Below are 15,407 nucleotides of genomic sequence, written 5' to 3' on the forward strand. Positions count from 1 at the left end.
AAAGAGCAGGACCTGTGATCAGGATCTGCTCTTTTGTTTTAAACCTATAACTTCGTATAGAAACGCTTACTCATTCTTATTAAAGTATCCCGTCCCCTTATCCAACATAATGAAGAATTAACTGATATAACGCTATGGAAAATCCTAAGATACTCGCTTTCATTTTAGATGGATGATTTCTTTCGCTGCGAATCAAATAAAAGAAAATCACAATAAACCCTGCAGGGATCCATAGCTCAAAGATACCATCTTTTGTACTTTGAGAATAAATTGGAGTAATGAACGTACTAATCAAAAAGTAAAAGAAAACCGTAAAACGTCTTGTTTCTAACTGCTTGCTCCACCTTACTAGAATGAAAATAATAATAATTGCGATAATCGTAATGTGTACAGGGGGTAGAAGAATAGAAACATTCCCAAATTTGAATTCCATTCCGCATTGCCCTCCTCTCTTATAACGCATAACTTGCCTGACTACAGGCCTACGTGTATAAATTCATTCCCATGCTCCAAAACCGCTGGCAACCTTCCAAAAAACGGACCCATCCCATTATATCCATATTTTAACACATATTCAAAGTTTCATTTCCCATGTTTCTTCAATAAGCTATGCAAAAAGAGCAGAAGTGAGGGCATTACGCCCTCATCCCTGCTCTTTTTCATAACAATAAGCTTTCTAATACATGTCACTTATTATCCAAAATGACTGACTACTGTGCCTTCTTACGCAACTGACTGTAATACAGCTCGCTGTAGAAACCGCCATGTTCCAGCAGGGCATCATGCGAGCCTTGCTCCAACAGATGACCATCCTTCAGCACCAGAATCCGATCAGCCTGGCGAATCGTGTTGAGCCTGTGGGCAATGACAAAGCTGGTACGTCCCTGCATCAGACGTTGTAGCCCTTCCTGGATTTTGATCTCTGTGACGGTATCAATACTGCTGGTCGCCTCGTCCAGTACGAGTATGGATGGGTCGGCCAGAATTGCCCGGGCAATGGCGAGCAATTGCTTCTGTCCCTGACTAATGCCACTTCCGTCGGCTTGCAGCACTTTGTCATACCCATCCTTCATGCGCACGATGAAGGAATGGGCATTCGCCAGCCGTGAGGCTGCTTCCACCTCTTCATCCGTCGCGTCCAGACGGCCAAATCTTATATTTTCCCGGATCGTACCCTGAAACAGGAATGAATCTTGAAGTACAAACGCCATATGGGACCGCAGATTCTCACGCCGAATAGTCGTCATATCGCGCCCATCTACGGTTAACGTGCCACCCGTCGGATCATAGAAGCGGGATAATAACTGGATCAATGTCGTTTTCCCCGCTCCGGTCGGTCCTACAAGAGCAATCATCTCACCCGGTTTGGCTTCAAAGCTGATCTCATGCAAAATGTTACGTCCTTCATCGTATCCAAAGGATACCTTGTCAAAACGAACGGCTCCCTCCACCTTTTCCAGAGATATTGCCGCCCCTTCATCCTTCGCTTCCTCATCTTCGTCCAGCACCTCAAATACACGCTCAGCACCGGCAATCGCGGACAATAACGTATTCCACTGGTTCGCCAGATCATTCAGCGGACGAGTGAATTGGCGAGCATATTCCACAAAGATTATAATCACCCCGACCGTAACCGAACCCTGAATCGCCAGAATACCACCGATGCCCGCCACAATCGCAAAGCTCAGGTTATTCAATCCATTCATCAGTTTAGGGATAAAACCAGAGATCGTCTGTGCCCAGAATCCGGAAATCCGGATGCGGGTATTCCGTTCCTCAAACCCACGAATCACCCGCTCCTCTTGGGAGAATGCCTTAATGATCCGCTGCCCGGATAACGTCTCCTCGATATAACCGTTAAGTTCACCAAGATTGCGTTGCCGCTCCTTGAAGAGCGGTCCGGTTCTGCGCGTAATCCAACGCATGCCGATGGCCATTAAAGGCACGACGATAAAGGTAAGCAGGGTCAGTAGCGGGCTGAGCCACAGCATGACGCCAAATGTCCCGAGCAGTGTTAACACACTCGAAAAAATCTGGATGGCCGAGCTGTTCAGCGTACCGCTGACATTCTCGATATCATTGGTCACCCGACTCATAATCTCACCCTGCTGGCGTTTACCGAAGAATGGTATCGGCAATTTGTGCAGATGGGAGAATAGATCATACCGCATGCGGTACACCGTTTCCTGTGCAATTTCAATCATCCATATGTTCTGGAGCCAGGATGTGAGCGAGAATAAGACATAAACTGCCGTTAATCCAATCAGAAACCGAGTCCAGCTTGAGCCTGCCTCACCCGCGATGAAATCATCCACAGCCACCCCCACCATGTAGGGGCCAAGCAAAGCGAGTGCGGAGCTTGCAAACACCATCAGCAACACCATGGACAGCTTCACCTTACGTCTTGCCAGATAGGTCCAGATCCGACCTAATGTACCTGACCAGTTCTTCGCTCGTGCCTTGGGTTTGCGGCCACCACCTGACCGTAGCGTCTCAGGATCAATTGGCGGCGGTGGCTGACGGAAAGGCTCAATGAATGCTTTGAACATGCTGTGCGCCCTCCCCGTATTGTGATTCATGAATTCGACGATACAGCTCTGACGATTCCATCAGGTCTTCATGTTTTCCCTGTCCAATGAGTTGTCCATCATCGAGTAGCAGAATTAGGTCTGCCGAAGTGGTCGAACTGATCTTCTGGGTGATGATAAACGTGGTACACGACAATTCTTCCAGTGCATCCAGCAGTCTGCCTTCTGTAGCCACATCCAGTGCACTCGTGCTATCGTCCAAAATCAGAATTCTCGGCCTACGTACCAGTGCTCGTGCAATAGAAAGTCGCTGCTTCTGTCCACCTGAGAGATTAACTCCCCGTTGACCCAGCAATGTATCATAACCGTTTGGTAAATTCTCAATCGTTTCATGGATCTGGGCGCGCTTCGCCGCTTCCACGATCTCATCTAAGGTAGCATCTTCCCGACCCCAGGCAATATTCTCCCGCACGGAACCGGTAAACAGGATGACCTCTTGCGGCACATAACCAATCGCACCACGCAGCATGGACAGATCCAGCTCTGCTGCATCGGTACCATCAATCCGTACCTTTCCTTGATCCTCTGTGTATAAGCGTGGAATGAGCTGCACCAATGAAGACTTGCCTGAGCCTGTTGCTCCCATAATGGCAATGCGCTCCCCTGCTTTTGCAGTGAATGTGATGTTATCCAGTACTGTAATTTCACTATTCGGATAACTGAAGCCTACACTGCGGAATTCAACCGCTCCCTGTACCGTGCGCTGTTTCTTCGCTGAATATGAAGATTGCGGAAAATGTGAAGATTTCATAGATCCAGCAGATGGTGCAGACGCTGATAATGCCTTTGTCTGTTCAGTCTCCGACGTGTCCTCCGTATTGAATACTTCATTCAGCCGTTGCGCCGAAGCACTTGCTCTGGAGAAGGTTACCAGAATCCACGACAATGCAGACATGGCACCAATCGTGCGAAGCAGGTAGTTAATCACGGCGACCACTTCACCCACGGTCGCATTACCAGAGGCGATGTCTACTCGCCCAAACCACAGCACAGCGATGATACAACCGTTCATCATGAGCAGCATGAACGGCATCGTGGTCTCCGTCAGGCGTAGCGCGGAGATCGTGCCTTTCATCAGCTTGCCGCTGAATCCGGCAAAGCGTTCAATCTCATGGCCCATCCGTACGAAGACACGGATCAGCCGGATGCCTGTGAGATTCTCCTGGATGACTCCGTTGACGGCATCCAGTCTGCGCTGCACATTGCGGAACAGCAGCGCTGCCTTTTTGATCATCCACACCACAACGACGAGCAGTACAGGCACCATGACAACCAACAGCAGACCCAATCTTGGATTTACGATTACTGCCATAATCATGCTACCAATGACCACCAGCGGTACACGTGTCATGAAGCGCAGACTCATGAAGACCGTATCCTGAACCTGGGTCACATCCCCCGTTAATCTCGTAATCAGGGACGATGTCGCGAACCGGTTGAAGACCGCATAAGAGAACGTTTGCACTTTCTCATACAGCTTCTCCCGCAGATCGTATCCGAACCCCAAACTTGCATGGGATGCAAAGAACGAACTCGCAATTCCGGCAGCAAAAGCTACAACAGCACTGCCTACGAGCACACCGCCCCATAACCAAACGACAGATAAGTCTCCCTGCTGAATCCCGTTATCGATGATCTTGGAGATCAGATACGGCTGAGCCAGCTCCACTGCGAGCTCAATTAACATCATGACCAAGGCTGCAATCGCGGCAACTCGGTACTTCTTCAAGTAGAACAACAGCTTGATCATAAGCATTCCTCCGGCTCGGAGCACCCTAAACCGATAGCACGTTCCAGCTCAGAGCCTCCATTAGACATGTTGTTTTCTCCACTGCGTCCAATATGTAATGATTTCTATGTACACATATGGTTATTATAGCGTATTTTACAATCCCGCTTCTATTCTTATTACCCTACTTTTCCCAATACAATAAACTTCTCATCATTTTGGCCGTAAAAAAAGGAAGGTCTCCCTTCCCCGCGCTAGTTAAGTGCTTACAGCTGATGTAATCTCTCGGTCAAATATTCCCGCCGTTCCGCCACGTAGGTACGAATTCGCTCCGGTTCACCCGCAAATACATCCAGGGGCCATTTCATGTAAGGATCTTGGTCGACCTCTTCACGAATATCATGGTGTAATCGATGGACTATAGGCATAATTCGCTTCTCTGTAAAAGCATTCATCAGATGCTGCCGTAGCAGCTTCTTATATTGCTCACGAAAATGTCGGAAGGCCAGCATTTTGCCCGTAAGTTTATTGTACCCCTGGATACGAACAAGGCTGGCATCCACCTTCGCCCCGTAACAATTTCTTCCCCAGGTTCCTTCATAATCCCATGGCAGAATACCGTACTTTTTGGTTTTTGTTTTCTCGTACCACGTGTAATTCTGATCAAATCCATCAAAGTTGCCCGTAAGTACAGCCCCGCATAGCCAGCGTAAATAGTTATCCGTATCAATCCTCGACTGTAAAAAACGAAACAATTCCAGTCTGGACTTCGTGTTCAGTTGTTGAATAAAGATCCGCAGCCTTGTTTTATCCACATCCTTGCCGCGGATTAGACTGTATCCTGACAATAGGTTCGCGCTGGTGCTCGTTGATGATGAGTTCGAATTAATTGTAAACCCGGCATGATCATTGATCGCATAAAAGATACTGCGCACAGGAATTTTCCTTTGGCGAAAAAAAAAGGATTTCACCCCTTCGATCCGCAGGTATACACCCAACAGCTCCCCATTAAGGTAGAGCACGCAGTGCCGAGTCGCAGGGGCCGGTACACGGATAGACTCGAAGAAACGAAAAGACAGCGCATTGCGAAGCAGCGAGGGGTCATCATACTCCGCATTAAAATGATACGTTCGGCTGGACGTACGAATCTCAAATGACTTTTTGGGATAACCGCGTGTATGCCCTCCTCGATAACGAATCCGGATCGGGATCTGTTTGCCGTCCATCTGTATGGAACCTTTAACCAGTTGTTCAGACCATATATTAGATGTTAATTGTTGATACTCCTGCGCAGGCACAGCAATCCGGTAGACAGGTAAACCCATGTTCATCCGCCTTTCATGACCTGTAATATGGGTCCGTTAAGTACTACCTGCATCCTATGCAGGAGCACAGCAGATCGAACGGGCATATGCACAGGATCATGCAAGCAAATGCGAATGTAGTGTACTCGAATACGAAAAAGATAAAGAATCTATCAGCTATAAATATACAAAACTTTTTATAGATGATAGCCAATTTGATATACAAATGGTTTGTTGGCTAGTCCCTCCAACGCGCATGCCACATATGATTAAACTACAGACAAACTTGAATGCAGATTGAGAGATTACAACGCATCCGTCATTTTAGTTGATCTGAACTCATGTTCTGGAAGGGGTAAATACAATGTCTATGAATGGTCAGGGAATACGAGGTCTGCTCGGAAGAGAAGTCAAAGTCAATCGGGGTGCGGAAGCAGTTCAAGGCAAATTGATAGATGTTCGTGGTGATTATATGGCCGTTAGCTGTAAAAAAGGATGCGTATATGTAAATGGATTAAATGTCAAAAGCATCACCGACACAGGTCGCTCCAGTGGCAGCTCAACTCCAATGAACAATCCTATTCCTTCTAACTCCTTTCTGGAAGTCGTACAGGCACTGCGTTTCAGACGTGTACTGATTAATGAAGGTAGTCGGGATGAGGTGGAAGGAATCCTTGCTGAGGCTAACCAAAACCAGTTAATTATCACAACAGATCGCCAGGAAGTGGTTCGAATTCCAACATATCACGTCAAATCGATATGCATCGTTCGTGGCGGCAATAAATCTAGCGGAAACAAATCCTGCGGAAAACCATCTCACCCTAACAAATCGACTGGACAAAAGTGTTGCGAGAAGCATCCTCACAAATCGACTGGGCACAAATGCTGCGAGAAGCATCCTCACAAATCTACCGGGCAAAAATGTTGCGAGAAACATCCTCACAAATCTACCGGACACAAATGCTGCGAGAAACACCCTCACAAATCTACCGGACACAAATGTTGCGAGAAGCACCCTCACAAATCTACCGGACAAAAGTGCTGCGAGAAGCATCCTCACAAATCTACCGGACACAAATGCTGCGAGAAACACCCTCATAAATCTACTGGACAAAAGTGCTGTGAGAAGCACCCTCATAAATCTACGGGGTATATCTCGGGTCGGAGAAAATAAGCCATGCCTGCAATGAAAGTGATCTGCCAGTCTAAAGGGAGAATAATGATGGTGGCCCTAGGCTCCGCCAGAACTTCTCCCTCTGGGAGATCCCGGTAAAATAACATATGAAGATCGCCCTCCATATGACACATGCAAATCAGGAGTATCTGCCTAACTTCACAGAAATATAGTTATCTGTTTACATACCAAGCGAGATGTTCACTACCATCTTCTGCGTCCACGATCACCTCGATTGTGATCATTCAACTCACCAAGACGATCGTATGTCTCTTTATATATCCGAATCACGGCTTGAACTTTGATAAAATCAGCATCTTCCGGTCCAAGTCCCTCCATAAACATTCTCTGAATGATCTGTTGGAAAAACTGCACTCTGGCCTCAATCTGTTCTTGCTCAAGCTGCAATACTTCTTCGAAACTGTGGTTCCCTATGTAATCCATCAACTCATCATCATGACTGGAATAATCTGTGTTTCTTCGATCTGCTACCCATTCATCCGGCTCGTCGGACTGGAGATTAACACTCGTACGCAGCTGGGATAAGATGATTTTCTCTTTGGCTAACATGACATGAAAATCTTTGTTACGAAGCAGTTCAGACACAATCAGACTGCACATTTCACGATTTTGGATCAGTATGCCGTCAAATGGATGCAGTGTCCACTCCCCGTTTGCAAAATACAGGTTAAAGTTAAAGAACTCACTGCCATATTTGTATTGAATATTAATCTTGGTCTCATCAATAATCTCGAATGAAAAGTCCAGCATGTTCAGCAAACTCCTTCGCACAACCCCAGATTTTAACTTCATTCTATCAAACAAATGAAACAAAGAGACGCACTCAGCGTCCCTCGTAGAAAATAAAACCATGCAGTGATGTCCATGCCATATGCAGCGAGTCTCTACTCTATTACCTAATCCAGAAAAGATCCTAATGCACTGGAATCCGGTTTGTTTTTCTCCGGAATAGCAGCAGCCTTCGGCCCTTCCAGACCCAGTCGATCGCTCATTTTGGCGTTAAGTGTTGTCATCTTGTTGGTGTAGTCATTACAGCTCTCGATGATACGACGATTCGATTGCTCGGACAGATCCAGCGCAGACATCAGATCACCCATCGCTTGATTGACCGCTTCAAGAGACATGGCCGGTTTGGACAACAGCTCATTCGTTTTCTCCGTCGTTGTCTTCAACAATCTGGCGTTCTCCTTGAATTGATCTTCAATCGTCTTATTCGTAGCTTCCACAGCAGAAATGACCTTCTCCTGATCATTGAGTGCCATGGCAATCATGGCCGAAACGGTGATTAGATTCGCTGTTTTATCAATGGCATTATTAACCGAATCAATCAGCTTGTCATTGTTATCATTAATGATATCGGTAGCTGCGATCGCCTGATTGTACAGCATGATCATCTCTGTCATGGATTGGGTACGTGTTACTACTTTGCGCAACCCACGCTCCAGATGTGCTTTACGATTCTCGTTCTCAGGCTTGGCGATCTCAGTTTCAAACAAGGCTTTCAATTGATTACCGAAGGAAATTTTGGTCTGCAGATTGTAAATCTCCTGAATGGAAGAACGTTTCAACTGACGCATATTCACGATGCTTTCTTCCAGGTTGTCCTTGCCGTCCCGCAACCCGTTAATGATGGCATCAATGTTCGTGCGAACAGATTGATAACGGTACACGTAGTTTTTCAGTGGGCTTTTACGTAATAACTTTCCGACAAAACTCACATTTTTACTCTGTTGCAAACTTTCACATTCATCACGGAGCTTCAGGATCATGTTCGATACCTCGGCCCGGTTCCCCGACATCAGTTCATTGACTGGACGATCAAGCAGCTTGAGGGTCTGTCCTGCTCTCTCTTGTGTTTTCACGCCCAACTTGCCAATATCATCCATTAAGGTATCCAGGTGAGCCGGATCACTTTGAGACACTTTCTGGATAAGCTGCGTTGCTTCCTGGTTAATCCGTTGCTCATCTTCCTGCTTCAACTGAGCCCATTCCGTTGCCATGTCAATCCCTCCTATAATTCAGAGCTGTTATAACGTTGATGTATCAGTTCCGCTTTGTTCTGAAGCTCCATTAAGTCTTTATGTTCAATCGTTGATACAATATCCGATATCTTGGAATCCACGTCTCTAAGACCATTCAGCAGCATACGCCGATTATTGCGTTTGGCTTCTCCACTTAAACGTAGAAATGGATTAATAAAACCGTTCAGGTCTTTCAAAATCAGTCTGCGTACCGTGTGGTTGATATCCCCGTTATTTAGTTCTTGAAGGGAAGGGATCACACGCTGCAAACGGGCAAACAACGCCAGTGATTTCTCCACGATCTCATTATCCAGCTCGTTCTTCTGACCTTCGGAGATAATCATATCCTCCAGAACTTCCAAGTATTCAATCACCGGATCAAATACAGGATCTGGTTCGTTCCGGGGAGGCTTCGCTTGTTCTGTGCCCGCATGTTGTGCGGGAGTGGAACTCGAATGAGGCTGTGCCGGAGAAGCTTCTATAGCCCCTGTTGGCACTGCGCTCGGTGCTTGTCCCCCGTTCAAGCGGGATGGTTCATTTCCGATATCTGTTATGGGTACAGGGGCTGATGACGAACCCTCGACCTGTGTACGTGGCGTGGATCGTGAAGGAATCAGTCCCCCGACCACAGTTGCCAGTGCCGGAATCGCCCACGTGATCACATCCGGTAGAAAGGGACTCGAGATTGCCGCGAGACCGTAACCGACCAATGCGCCTATACCTATCTTCGTTTTCCGTAACATTACTTGTCCTCCTGCCTTAACAACACTTATCCGTATTGTAAAAAAACCATCCAGAAGGTGTCAATGTTGAGGAAAATTCTCAGCTAGACGTGGTGTACTCCGCTTACCTTCTGAACGTCGATTATAAATGGCTGTTCGATATGACTTCCCAGTATGCCAAACTTCGGATGAAGTGGTCCAATATCATGGCCAAGTGCAGACTTGACCGCCAGATAAGGGAAGTTCACGCCCGACAGACAAGACATATGCAATCCACCCGACATTCGCGGATTGATCTCAAGCAGCTTCGGTGTATCCTTGCGATATTTCATCTGTATATTAAAATTATAAGGAATCCGATATACTTCTGCTACATTGCGGGCAATCGCCAGCAATTCCTCGTTTTCTTCGAGTAAACGTAAACGTCCTCTTTCTTTTCTACGCGGGATCGCCGTTATGAGTTTCCCATTGCGGTCCGAAAGACAATCAATGCTGTATTCATATCCTTCCAGTACCTCCATCACCATGACGTTGGGAAAGGACGGAGCAGAAGAGAAAGCGCGCAGGGCATCTTCATACGAAATGGAGTTAAGCGCGTATCCGAACAACTCCTGCAACGGATCACGCTCATTGTTGATCACCCGGAATCCCATGCCGCCCTCACCATTACATGGTTTGAAGCATACATCATGTCCACGTGCACGCAGCGCCTCATAGGCTTGCTGGAATTGTGCAGCATTACTGACCGTGAAATAATCCGGAATCTCCATAATGCCCTTCTCACGCACCGATTCATAGAAGCGGTCTTTCTCCATCAATTGTTCCAGCAATTCCGTGTCCGAGCATACGATAACCCGTGTACCGATCTCTTCGAACAGGGAGATATGTCTGCTGATGTCCAGCATGTTCCAGCGTGGAATAAACACATCAATCTGATGACGACGGCAAAAGTCGAGGCAAAAATCAACATATTCCCGGCCCGTTACACGCGGTTCAACTTCTGCAACATCACAGCCCTGTAATGCCATGTGTCCCGGATCAGGATGAGTACCGTAGATCTCAAATTCCATGCCGTCCTCATTGTCCCGAATTGCATTCATATAATGATACGTTACAGAGAACCAACGGTTGAAGTAAATCTTCATTTTTTTCATTTATACGGTCTCCCTTATCACGGCATGGTCTATCTGGATCTGTTGATCGTTATGAATACGGTGGACGTAATCGAGAATCTCATCTGCTGCAAATGCACCGTATTGTTCCGTAAATTGATACGGTACTTGCTCAGGTACACGCTGTCTCTCCACATGCAACTCTCCGTGAGATGGAGCAATGGCATGCTGCGCAAAGTCCAGCAAACAACGATCCAGCAAAGAGTCACCTGAAGCAATCACAGGCACATCACCGATACGTTGCCTAATATGCTCCACTGCAGCTCGTTTGTTCACGGCCGAAGGCACCAGATAGAGCTTGCGACCCTGAATTGAACTCTCCCATCCCAGCGTCTCTAACACCCGAATCTTGTCCGCAATGCGTTCCATTGGAAGCTTGTCACGTTCAATCAGCAGCGCATAGAACAGCTCATCACACAATCGCTGGTTAATCACCCACTCCGGGCTCAGTACATCGTCGAATAAATCCAGGATCTCTTCGGGAGTAGCTGCCTGTTGACGAAGCAAAGAACGGATGTGCAGATTCCATTCATCGTCCACCTCACCGTCGACAATGATGTTGCCACCATTACTCGTCACCGCATATTTCGGGATACATTCGGTCTGAAAAATATGAATGCGCCGGTACTGCTCCACGGTACGTGTCGTCACAGGCATAAATACAATGTCTTGTGGCAAAGACTGCAACCGCTCCAGTGCATATGCTGACATAAACGCGGACAACTTGCCGTTAATCCACTCTGCGGGAACTAGTCCCGGTGTATCTTCGGGAATACGGAGCGCACGACGGGAGTACACCAGCGTCTGGTCCAGATCACTTGCGTAGATCATCATTCTCCTCCACCTCCCAGGGATTTAATAATGCCGCAACAGGAATAGGTTAGTCCCGGATATACCTCGACCGGCACATTTCTGTCTCTGGCGAGCATCATAATATGTTGTAAATCTGGATTGTCCAGTCGATCCACAAGAATTTTCCAAGGGACCCGGCGCAACAGTACTCGGGTTGTTTCTCCGATTCCAGGTTTGATCAGATTGATGTTCGCAATGCCAAAGGATTGCTGGATGGACTCGATATCCTGCCAGCCTTTCCAGGTGATTTCCGAAGTATCGGTAGCATTGTCATCCGAGCGAACCTCCACTTGGTTCATCACCTGCGGAAAATGCTGAGCGATGGTATCCACGTATTGGGTCGATACATCCGCAGACGACCATTCACGATACCATTTGGCTCCGTGGAAATCTGCCGGTCCAATCAGATCATCCCGAAGTACTGTACGGCTCACGAGTCCTGAGACGGTGGAATTCAGACAAGCACTAGGAATAAGATAATCTTCCCTCGTTCCAAAGGTACCTGAGCATTGCCCCGGATCAGCCAACACAGCAAGATCATCATCCAGGTTTACGCCATAAGTCTGTTCCATTTGGTCACAGGACTCTTTCAGCACTTTGCGAATAGCCCCTTTGCCTGTCCAACCGTCTACAAACTGAATAGCTGTTTCCAGCCCATGCTGCTGTAAAATATATAAAATTGCGTTCTCGTCCATACCCTTGCCACGAATAATTGAAATGCTATAATGCGGAATCGTCACCTTGTATTTCAATTCAATATAACGCTTGATCAGAATACCCACAGGCGTTCCAGCTCGCGCCAGAGATACCAGAACAAGATCCAGTCCTCTGCGCTCCACAATCTTCTCAGCCACAATGGCGGTATGACGTGCGATTCTTGCGGCGGATTGTTCCAGCGTCTGGTGAAACAGTTCGATGTATTCTGCTGTAGGCTGATATTCCACCGGCAGCATCTCCGAATAATGAACCCCGGATTGGATTGCCCGCTCCCGTTCACCCGTTCCCTTTTCCAGATCCACATGACTGATATCCTTCAATAGGAAAACAACGTCCGATGCAGCATAGCTGCCCATCGGTTCGGGAGACTGAATCTCACGTTGTCTGATTAGCTCCAGTGTAGTTAAGTTCATTGCTCGTTGTCCCCTGTCTTCTCTGGCAAGCCGCAATATACGATATGAATATGTGAGCATCCCAACTGCCCCAGTACCTTCAACATCGGTTCCATTCGTTCTTCGGACATCTGTCTCTCCAGCAGCACAAAAATCTCGTCATATTGTCCCGGGGCAATGTTATAGATAAAGTTACGAACGGAAGCATCTTCCGGTGAGGTATATCCGGCACCACTAATAACAGCATATCCTGGAGCTGGATGTGTATGGATCGGACTGCGGGTAGTGGATTGATACAACACGCCTTCTCCCATCTCGGCCGCAATACGCATTGGAATGTACATGAACTCCCCTGTTCCCATCACCAACGTCCGATCTCCTGTACGCTGCGATCGAAGTCGTTCTGCAATCCGGCTAATCTCCTCACGCAATACGCCATTATGTCGCGATTGCATACCAAATCTGCCCGTATGCTGAACGTAGCTCGCTGTGCTGCGTTTGCCTTCACCATCCTCCGAAGTGGCATGCAGCTGTCCAAAGTCATCGGCAACGGTAGTTGTCTTAAGCGTTACGACATGTTGGGACAACGGTTCGGCTTGCTGTGTTGGTTCCAACTTTGGAGTCCCCACCACTTCAATGCGGCCCTTCAACAGGCTCAACGGTGTAATGGTAATCCCCAACTCAGCTTCCAACTCGGCAAAACGAAGCTCGTCCGCTTCCGTACGCCAGTCTAGCAGTGAAGCAATCACATATTGCTTCCGAGGATAGCTAGCCTGAATATCCCGAATGATATTCAACGTCGTTTTACCCGTCGTAATCTCGTCGTCCACCAGAACAATCGGACCCTCTCCTGCAAAGGCTTCATGATCCAACGCATAACAACGATGAGCCATCGCGTGGGAGTGTTCTTCTTCAAATTGAATATCCGGATGCATCGCTGGAACATATTCGCGAGTGGTGTGAATGTAGGAAGCATGATCAGCAAACATCTCGTACATACTGTGGCCCAGCGCTGTAGCTGTCTCGGCAAAACCAACAAAACGAATCGTTTCCGGCAAACTCAAGCTTTCTTGCAACAGCATGTTGTACACTTGCCGGGCTTGCTTGGTATCAATTAACCCCTCGACCATTTCACGTTTCCACTTGGCTACTTGAGCGTTTGTCTCTTCCGTCTTTTCTGTCAGGTGCTCATACAGCAGAACAGCCAATGCCGCGCCGCTCAGAAGCGAGGTATACGGGTTAACCGGAATATGCTTGCCGAGCAGCTTACTTACAAACAGAAATGAACGTTTCTTATTGATTCGTGCAGCCATTGAGAAAAGTGATTCCAGTGGCAGTTCCAGCGGGTTATGTGTGACCTGAACGTGCAGACTAAATTGATCAAGAATTGGGAACGTAGTTATGTTGTTGTTCGTGCTTGGGCAAGAGCCCGACAAAATGCTGCTGTTCATGTAACACCCCATATATTTGTGATCGGATTAGAATTCGATTCGCCCAGCTCAAGTGTGGTTTAATCTCGTTCATTTTGTTATAGTAATTACTTTTGAACACACCCAGGCTACCGTCATTACGGGCTATGATGTCTTGGGCATCGGAATATTCCTCATGTGTAACAACGTACATCGCTTGTACGGGCTTAATATGAGAAGGATGAATGATCGTTTTGCCTACAATTCCATTTTCCTTGTCCATCATGACTTCACGCATCAATCCATCCATTGTGTTCGTAATATATTTCATTCTCAGATGCAGTCCTGATTTGCCGAGGGTTTCTTCGAATGGGGTCTGTCGCAATTGAGGTTTGAATACGCGCTCCCGCTGACTGAAATATTCCCAGACAGGACCCGAGATCACATATGGCTTGTCCATCCGCCCAAACAGATTGATAATATCCGAGATGCAGTCACGGATCGTGGCAATATCGTATATGGTCAATTCCGGGCTGCGGCGTAGTCCAAACAGGCTGGAGAAATCGGTCGCACCAATACGTACATTAAGCACATATTCATCATTCTCATCGAGGATGTTTCGAAGGTCCAGCAAGGTCTCCCAACGTGTCTCACGATAGATTATCGAAGCAGTCTCCAATATGGGCATACCATAGAGAACGGGATAATGCTCCGGTTTCAGTTGATTATACTTGCGGATCTGGTCGAAATAAGCCCTGCCATTCCCCACACAAAACTTGGGCAAAGCCAAGCCTGTCAGCATGGATACCAGTTCTCCCAACGTATCAATCAGACGTTCCAACTGTTGTGGTGAGCGTACACGAGCAAACAGAAGAGGCATTCGATCCTGACTGAGCATGCCTGTCTCCATATAAGTCATCAGTTGAGTCAGATGCTGTACAAGACACTGTTCAGCAAACTCCACTTGGTCGTCACCAACAGCGTCCTCCAGATCAATAATAATAGTCGTTAGACCTTCATGCTTACCATTCATAATGTCGTCCGCGATATGAGTGCGCGTCGCGGGCATATATAAAGCAGCCCCAACAGCATATGCCAGTAAATCTTTGGAAGTCCGGTGATTGAACGAGACGGGTGAAGAGAAAAATAAAGTATCTTCTTCTTCCAGACTCAAAAAATTGAAATATTTCAGGATTGTCTCCTCCTCGCACCTTTGGCAATAGCCAATCTGCATGAATTGATTCCAGCTGTCGGGGCATAAAAACCAATCCCTCCTTAATCTGGAGGGATTGATGGTCTATTATCG

Annotated in this window: 13 protein-coding genes; 1 reads left to right on the forward strand and 12 read right to left on the reverse strand. The window is 47.2% G+C overall.

The genetic code is table 11. The annotated features are described in order from the left end of the window. Positions 1 to 97: 97 nt before the first annotated feature. The 4 genes from PAHA3_RS25225 to PAHA3_RS25240 form a co-directional block, all read right to left on the reverse strand. Positions 98 to 433 carry a hypothetical protein gene (locus PAHA3_RS25225; protein ID WP_062837421.1) on the reverse strand — a complete coding sequence of 112 codons (336 nt, stop codon included), beginning with the start codon at positions 431 to 433 and terminating at the stop codon, positions 98 to 100. A 277-nt stretch (positions 434 to 710) separates the two neighbouring features. Continuing rightward, positions 711 to 2,549 carry an ABC transporter ATP-binding protein gene (locus tag PAHA3_RS25230; protein WP_062837422.1) on the reverse strand — a complete coding sequence of 613 codons (1,839 nt, stop codon included), beginning with the start codon at positions 2,547 to 2,549 and terminating at the stop codon, positions 711 to 713. Further along, complete coding sequence (locus PAHA3_RS25235; RefSeq protein ID WP_062837423.1) at positions 2,530 to 4,338, reverse strand: ABC transporter ATP-binding protein; 1,809 nt, start codon at positions 4,336 to 4,338, stop codon at positions 2,530 to 2,532. Before PAHA3_RS25235 ends, PAHA3_RS25230 begins: the two co-directional genes overlap by 20 nt. 245 nt (positions 4,339 to 4,583) lie before the next feature. Then, positions 4,584 to 5,642 carry a CotH kinase family protein gene (locus tag PAHA3_RS25240; RefSeq protein ID WP_062837424.1) on the reverse strand — a complete coding sequence of 353 codons (1,059 nt, stop codon included), beginning with the start codon at positions 5,640 to 5,642 and terminating at the stop codon, positions 4,584 to 4,586. A 343-nt stretch (positions 5,643 to 5,985) separates the two neighbouring features. Between PAHA3_RS25240 and PAHA3_RS30275 the strand changes: the two genes are divergently transcribed. After that, a complete protein-coding gene (locus PAHA3_RS30275; RefSeq protein WP_153028303.1) occupies positions 5,986 to 6,795 on the forward strand; it encodes a hypothetical protein in 810 nt (269 codons plus the stop codon). A gap of 204 nt (positions 6,796 to 6,999) precedes the next feature. Here the strand turns inward: PAHA3_RS30275 and PAHA3_RS25250 are convergent, their stop codons facing one another. The 8 genes from PAHA3_RS25250 to PAHA3_RS25285 form a co-directional block, all read right to left on the reverse strand. After that, entirely contained in the window at positions 7,000 to 7,566 is a 567-nt protein-coding gene (locus tag PAHA3_RS25250) for a hypothetical protein (RefSeq protein ID WP_062837426.1), read from the reverse strand. 146 nt (positions 7,567 to 7,712) lie between these two features. Then, positions 7,713 to 8,816 carry a toxic anion resistance protein gene (locus PAHA3_RS25255; protein ID WP_036606281.1) on the reverse strand — a complete coding sequence of 368 codons (1,104 nt, stop codon included), beginning with the start codon at positions 8,814 to 8,816 and terminating at the stop codon, positions 7,713 to 7,715. 11 nt (positions 8,817 to 8,827) lie between these two features. Further along, positions 8,828 to 9,580 carry a hypothetical protein gene (locus PAHA3_RS25260; RefSeq protein WP_062837427.1) on the reverse strand — a complete coding sequence of 251 codons (753 nt, stop codon included), beginning with the start codon at positions 9,578 to 9,580 and terminating at the stop codon, positions 8,828 to 8,830. Between the two features lie 83 nt (positions 9,581 to 9,663). Next, positions 9,664 to 10,713 (reverse strand): ATP-grasp domain-containing protein, encoded by a 1,050-nt coding sequence (locus PAHA3_RS25265; protein WP_062837428.1) that lies wholly within the window; start codon positions 10,711 to 10,713, stop codon positions 9,664 to 9,666. After that, complete coding sequence (locus tag PAHA3_RS25270) at positions 10,714 to 11,562, reverse strand: hypothetical protein (protein WP_062837563.1); 849 nt, start codon at positions 11,560 to 11,562, stop codon at positions 10,714 to 10,716. Further along, positions 11,562 to 12,713: a cysteine protease StiP family protein gene (locus PAHA3_RS25275; protein ID WP_062837429.1), complete on the reverse strand. Its 1,152-nt coding sequence runs from the start codon at positions 12,711 to 12,713 to the stop codon at positions 11,562 to 11,564. The genes PAHA3_RS25270 and PAHA3_RS25275 overlap by 1 nt, the downstream gene beginning before the upstream one ends. Next, complete coding sequence (locus tag PAHA3_RS25280) at positions 12,710 to 14,143, reverse strand: phosphoribosyltransferase family protein (RefSeq protein WP_082762999.1); 1,434 nt, start codon at positions 14,141 to 14,143, stop codon at positions 12,710 to 12,712. Before PAHA3_RS25280 ends, PAHA3_RS25275 begins: the two co-directional genes overlap by 4 nt. Then, entirely contained in the window at positions 14,073 to 15,275 is a 1,203-nt protein-coding gene (locus tag PAHA3_RS25285; protein ID WP_235599565.1) for an HpcH/HpaI aldolase/citrate lyase family protein, read from the reverse strand. Before PAHA3_RS25285 ends, PAHA3_RS25280 begins: the two co-directional genes overlap by 71 nt. Between the last annotated feature and the right edge of the window lie 132 nt (positions 15,276 to 15,407).

Origin of the sequence: Paenibacillus amylolyticus (genome assembly GCF_001570725.1) — a bacterium.
Taxonomy (GTDB): Bacteria; Bacillota; Bacilli; order Paenibacillales; family Paenibacillaceae; genus Paenibacillus; species Paenibacillus amylolyticus_A.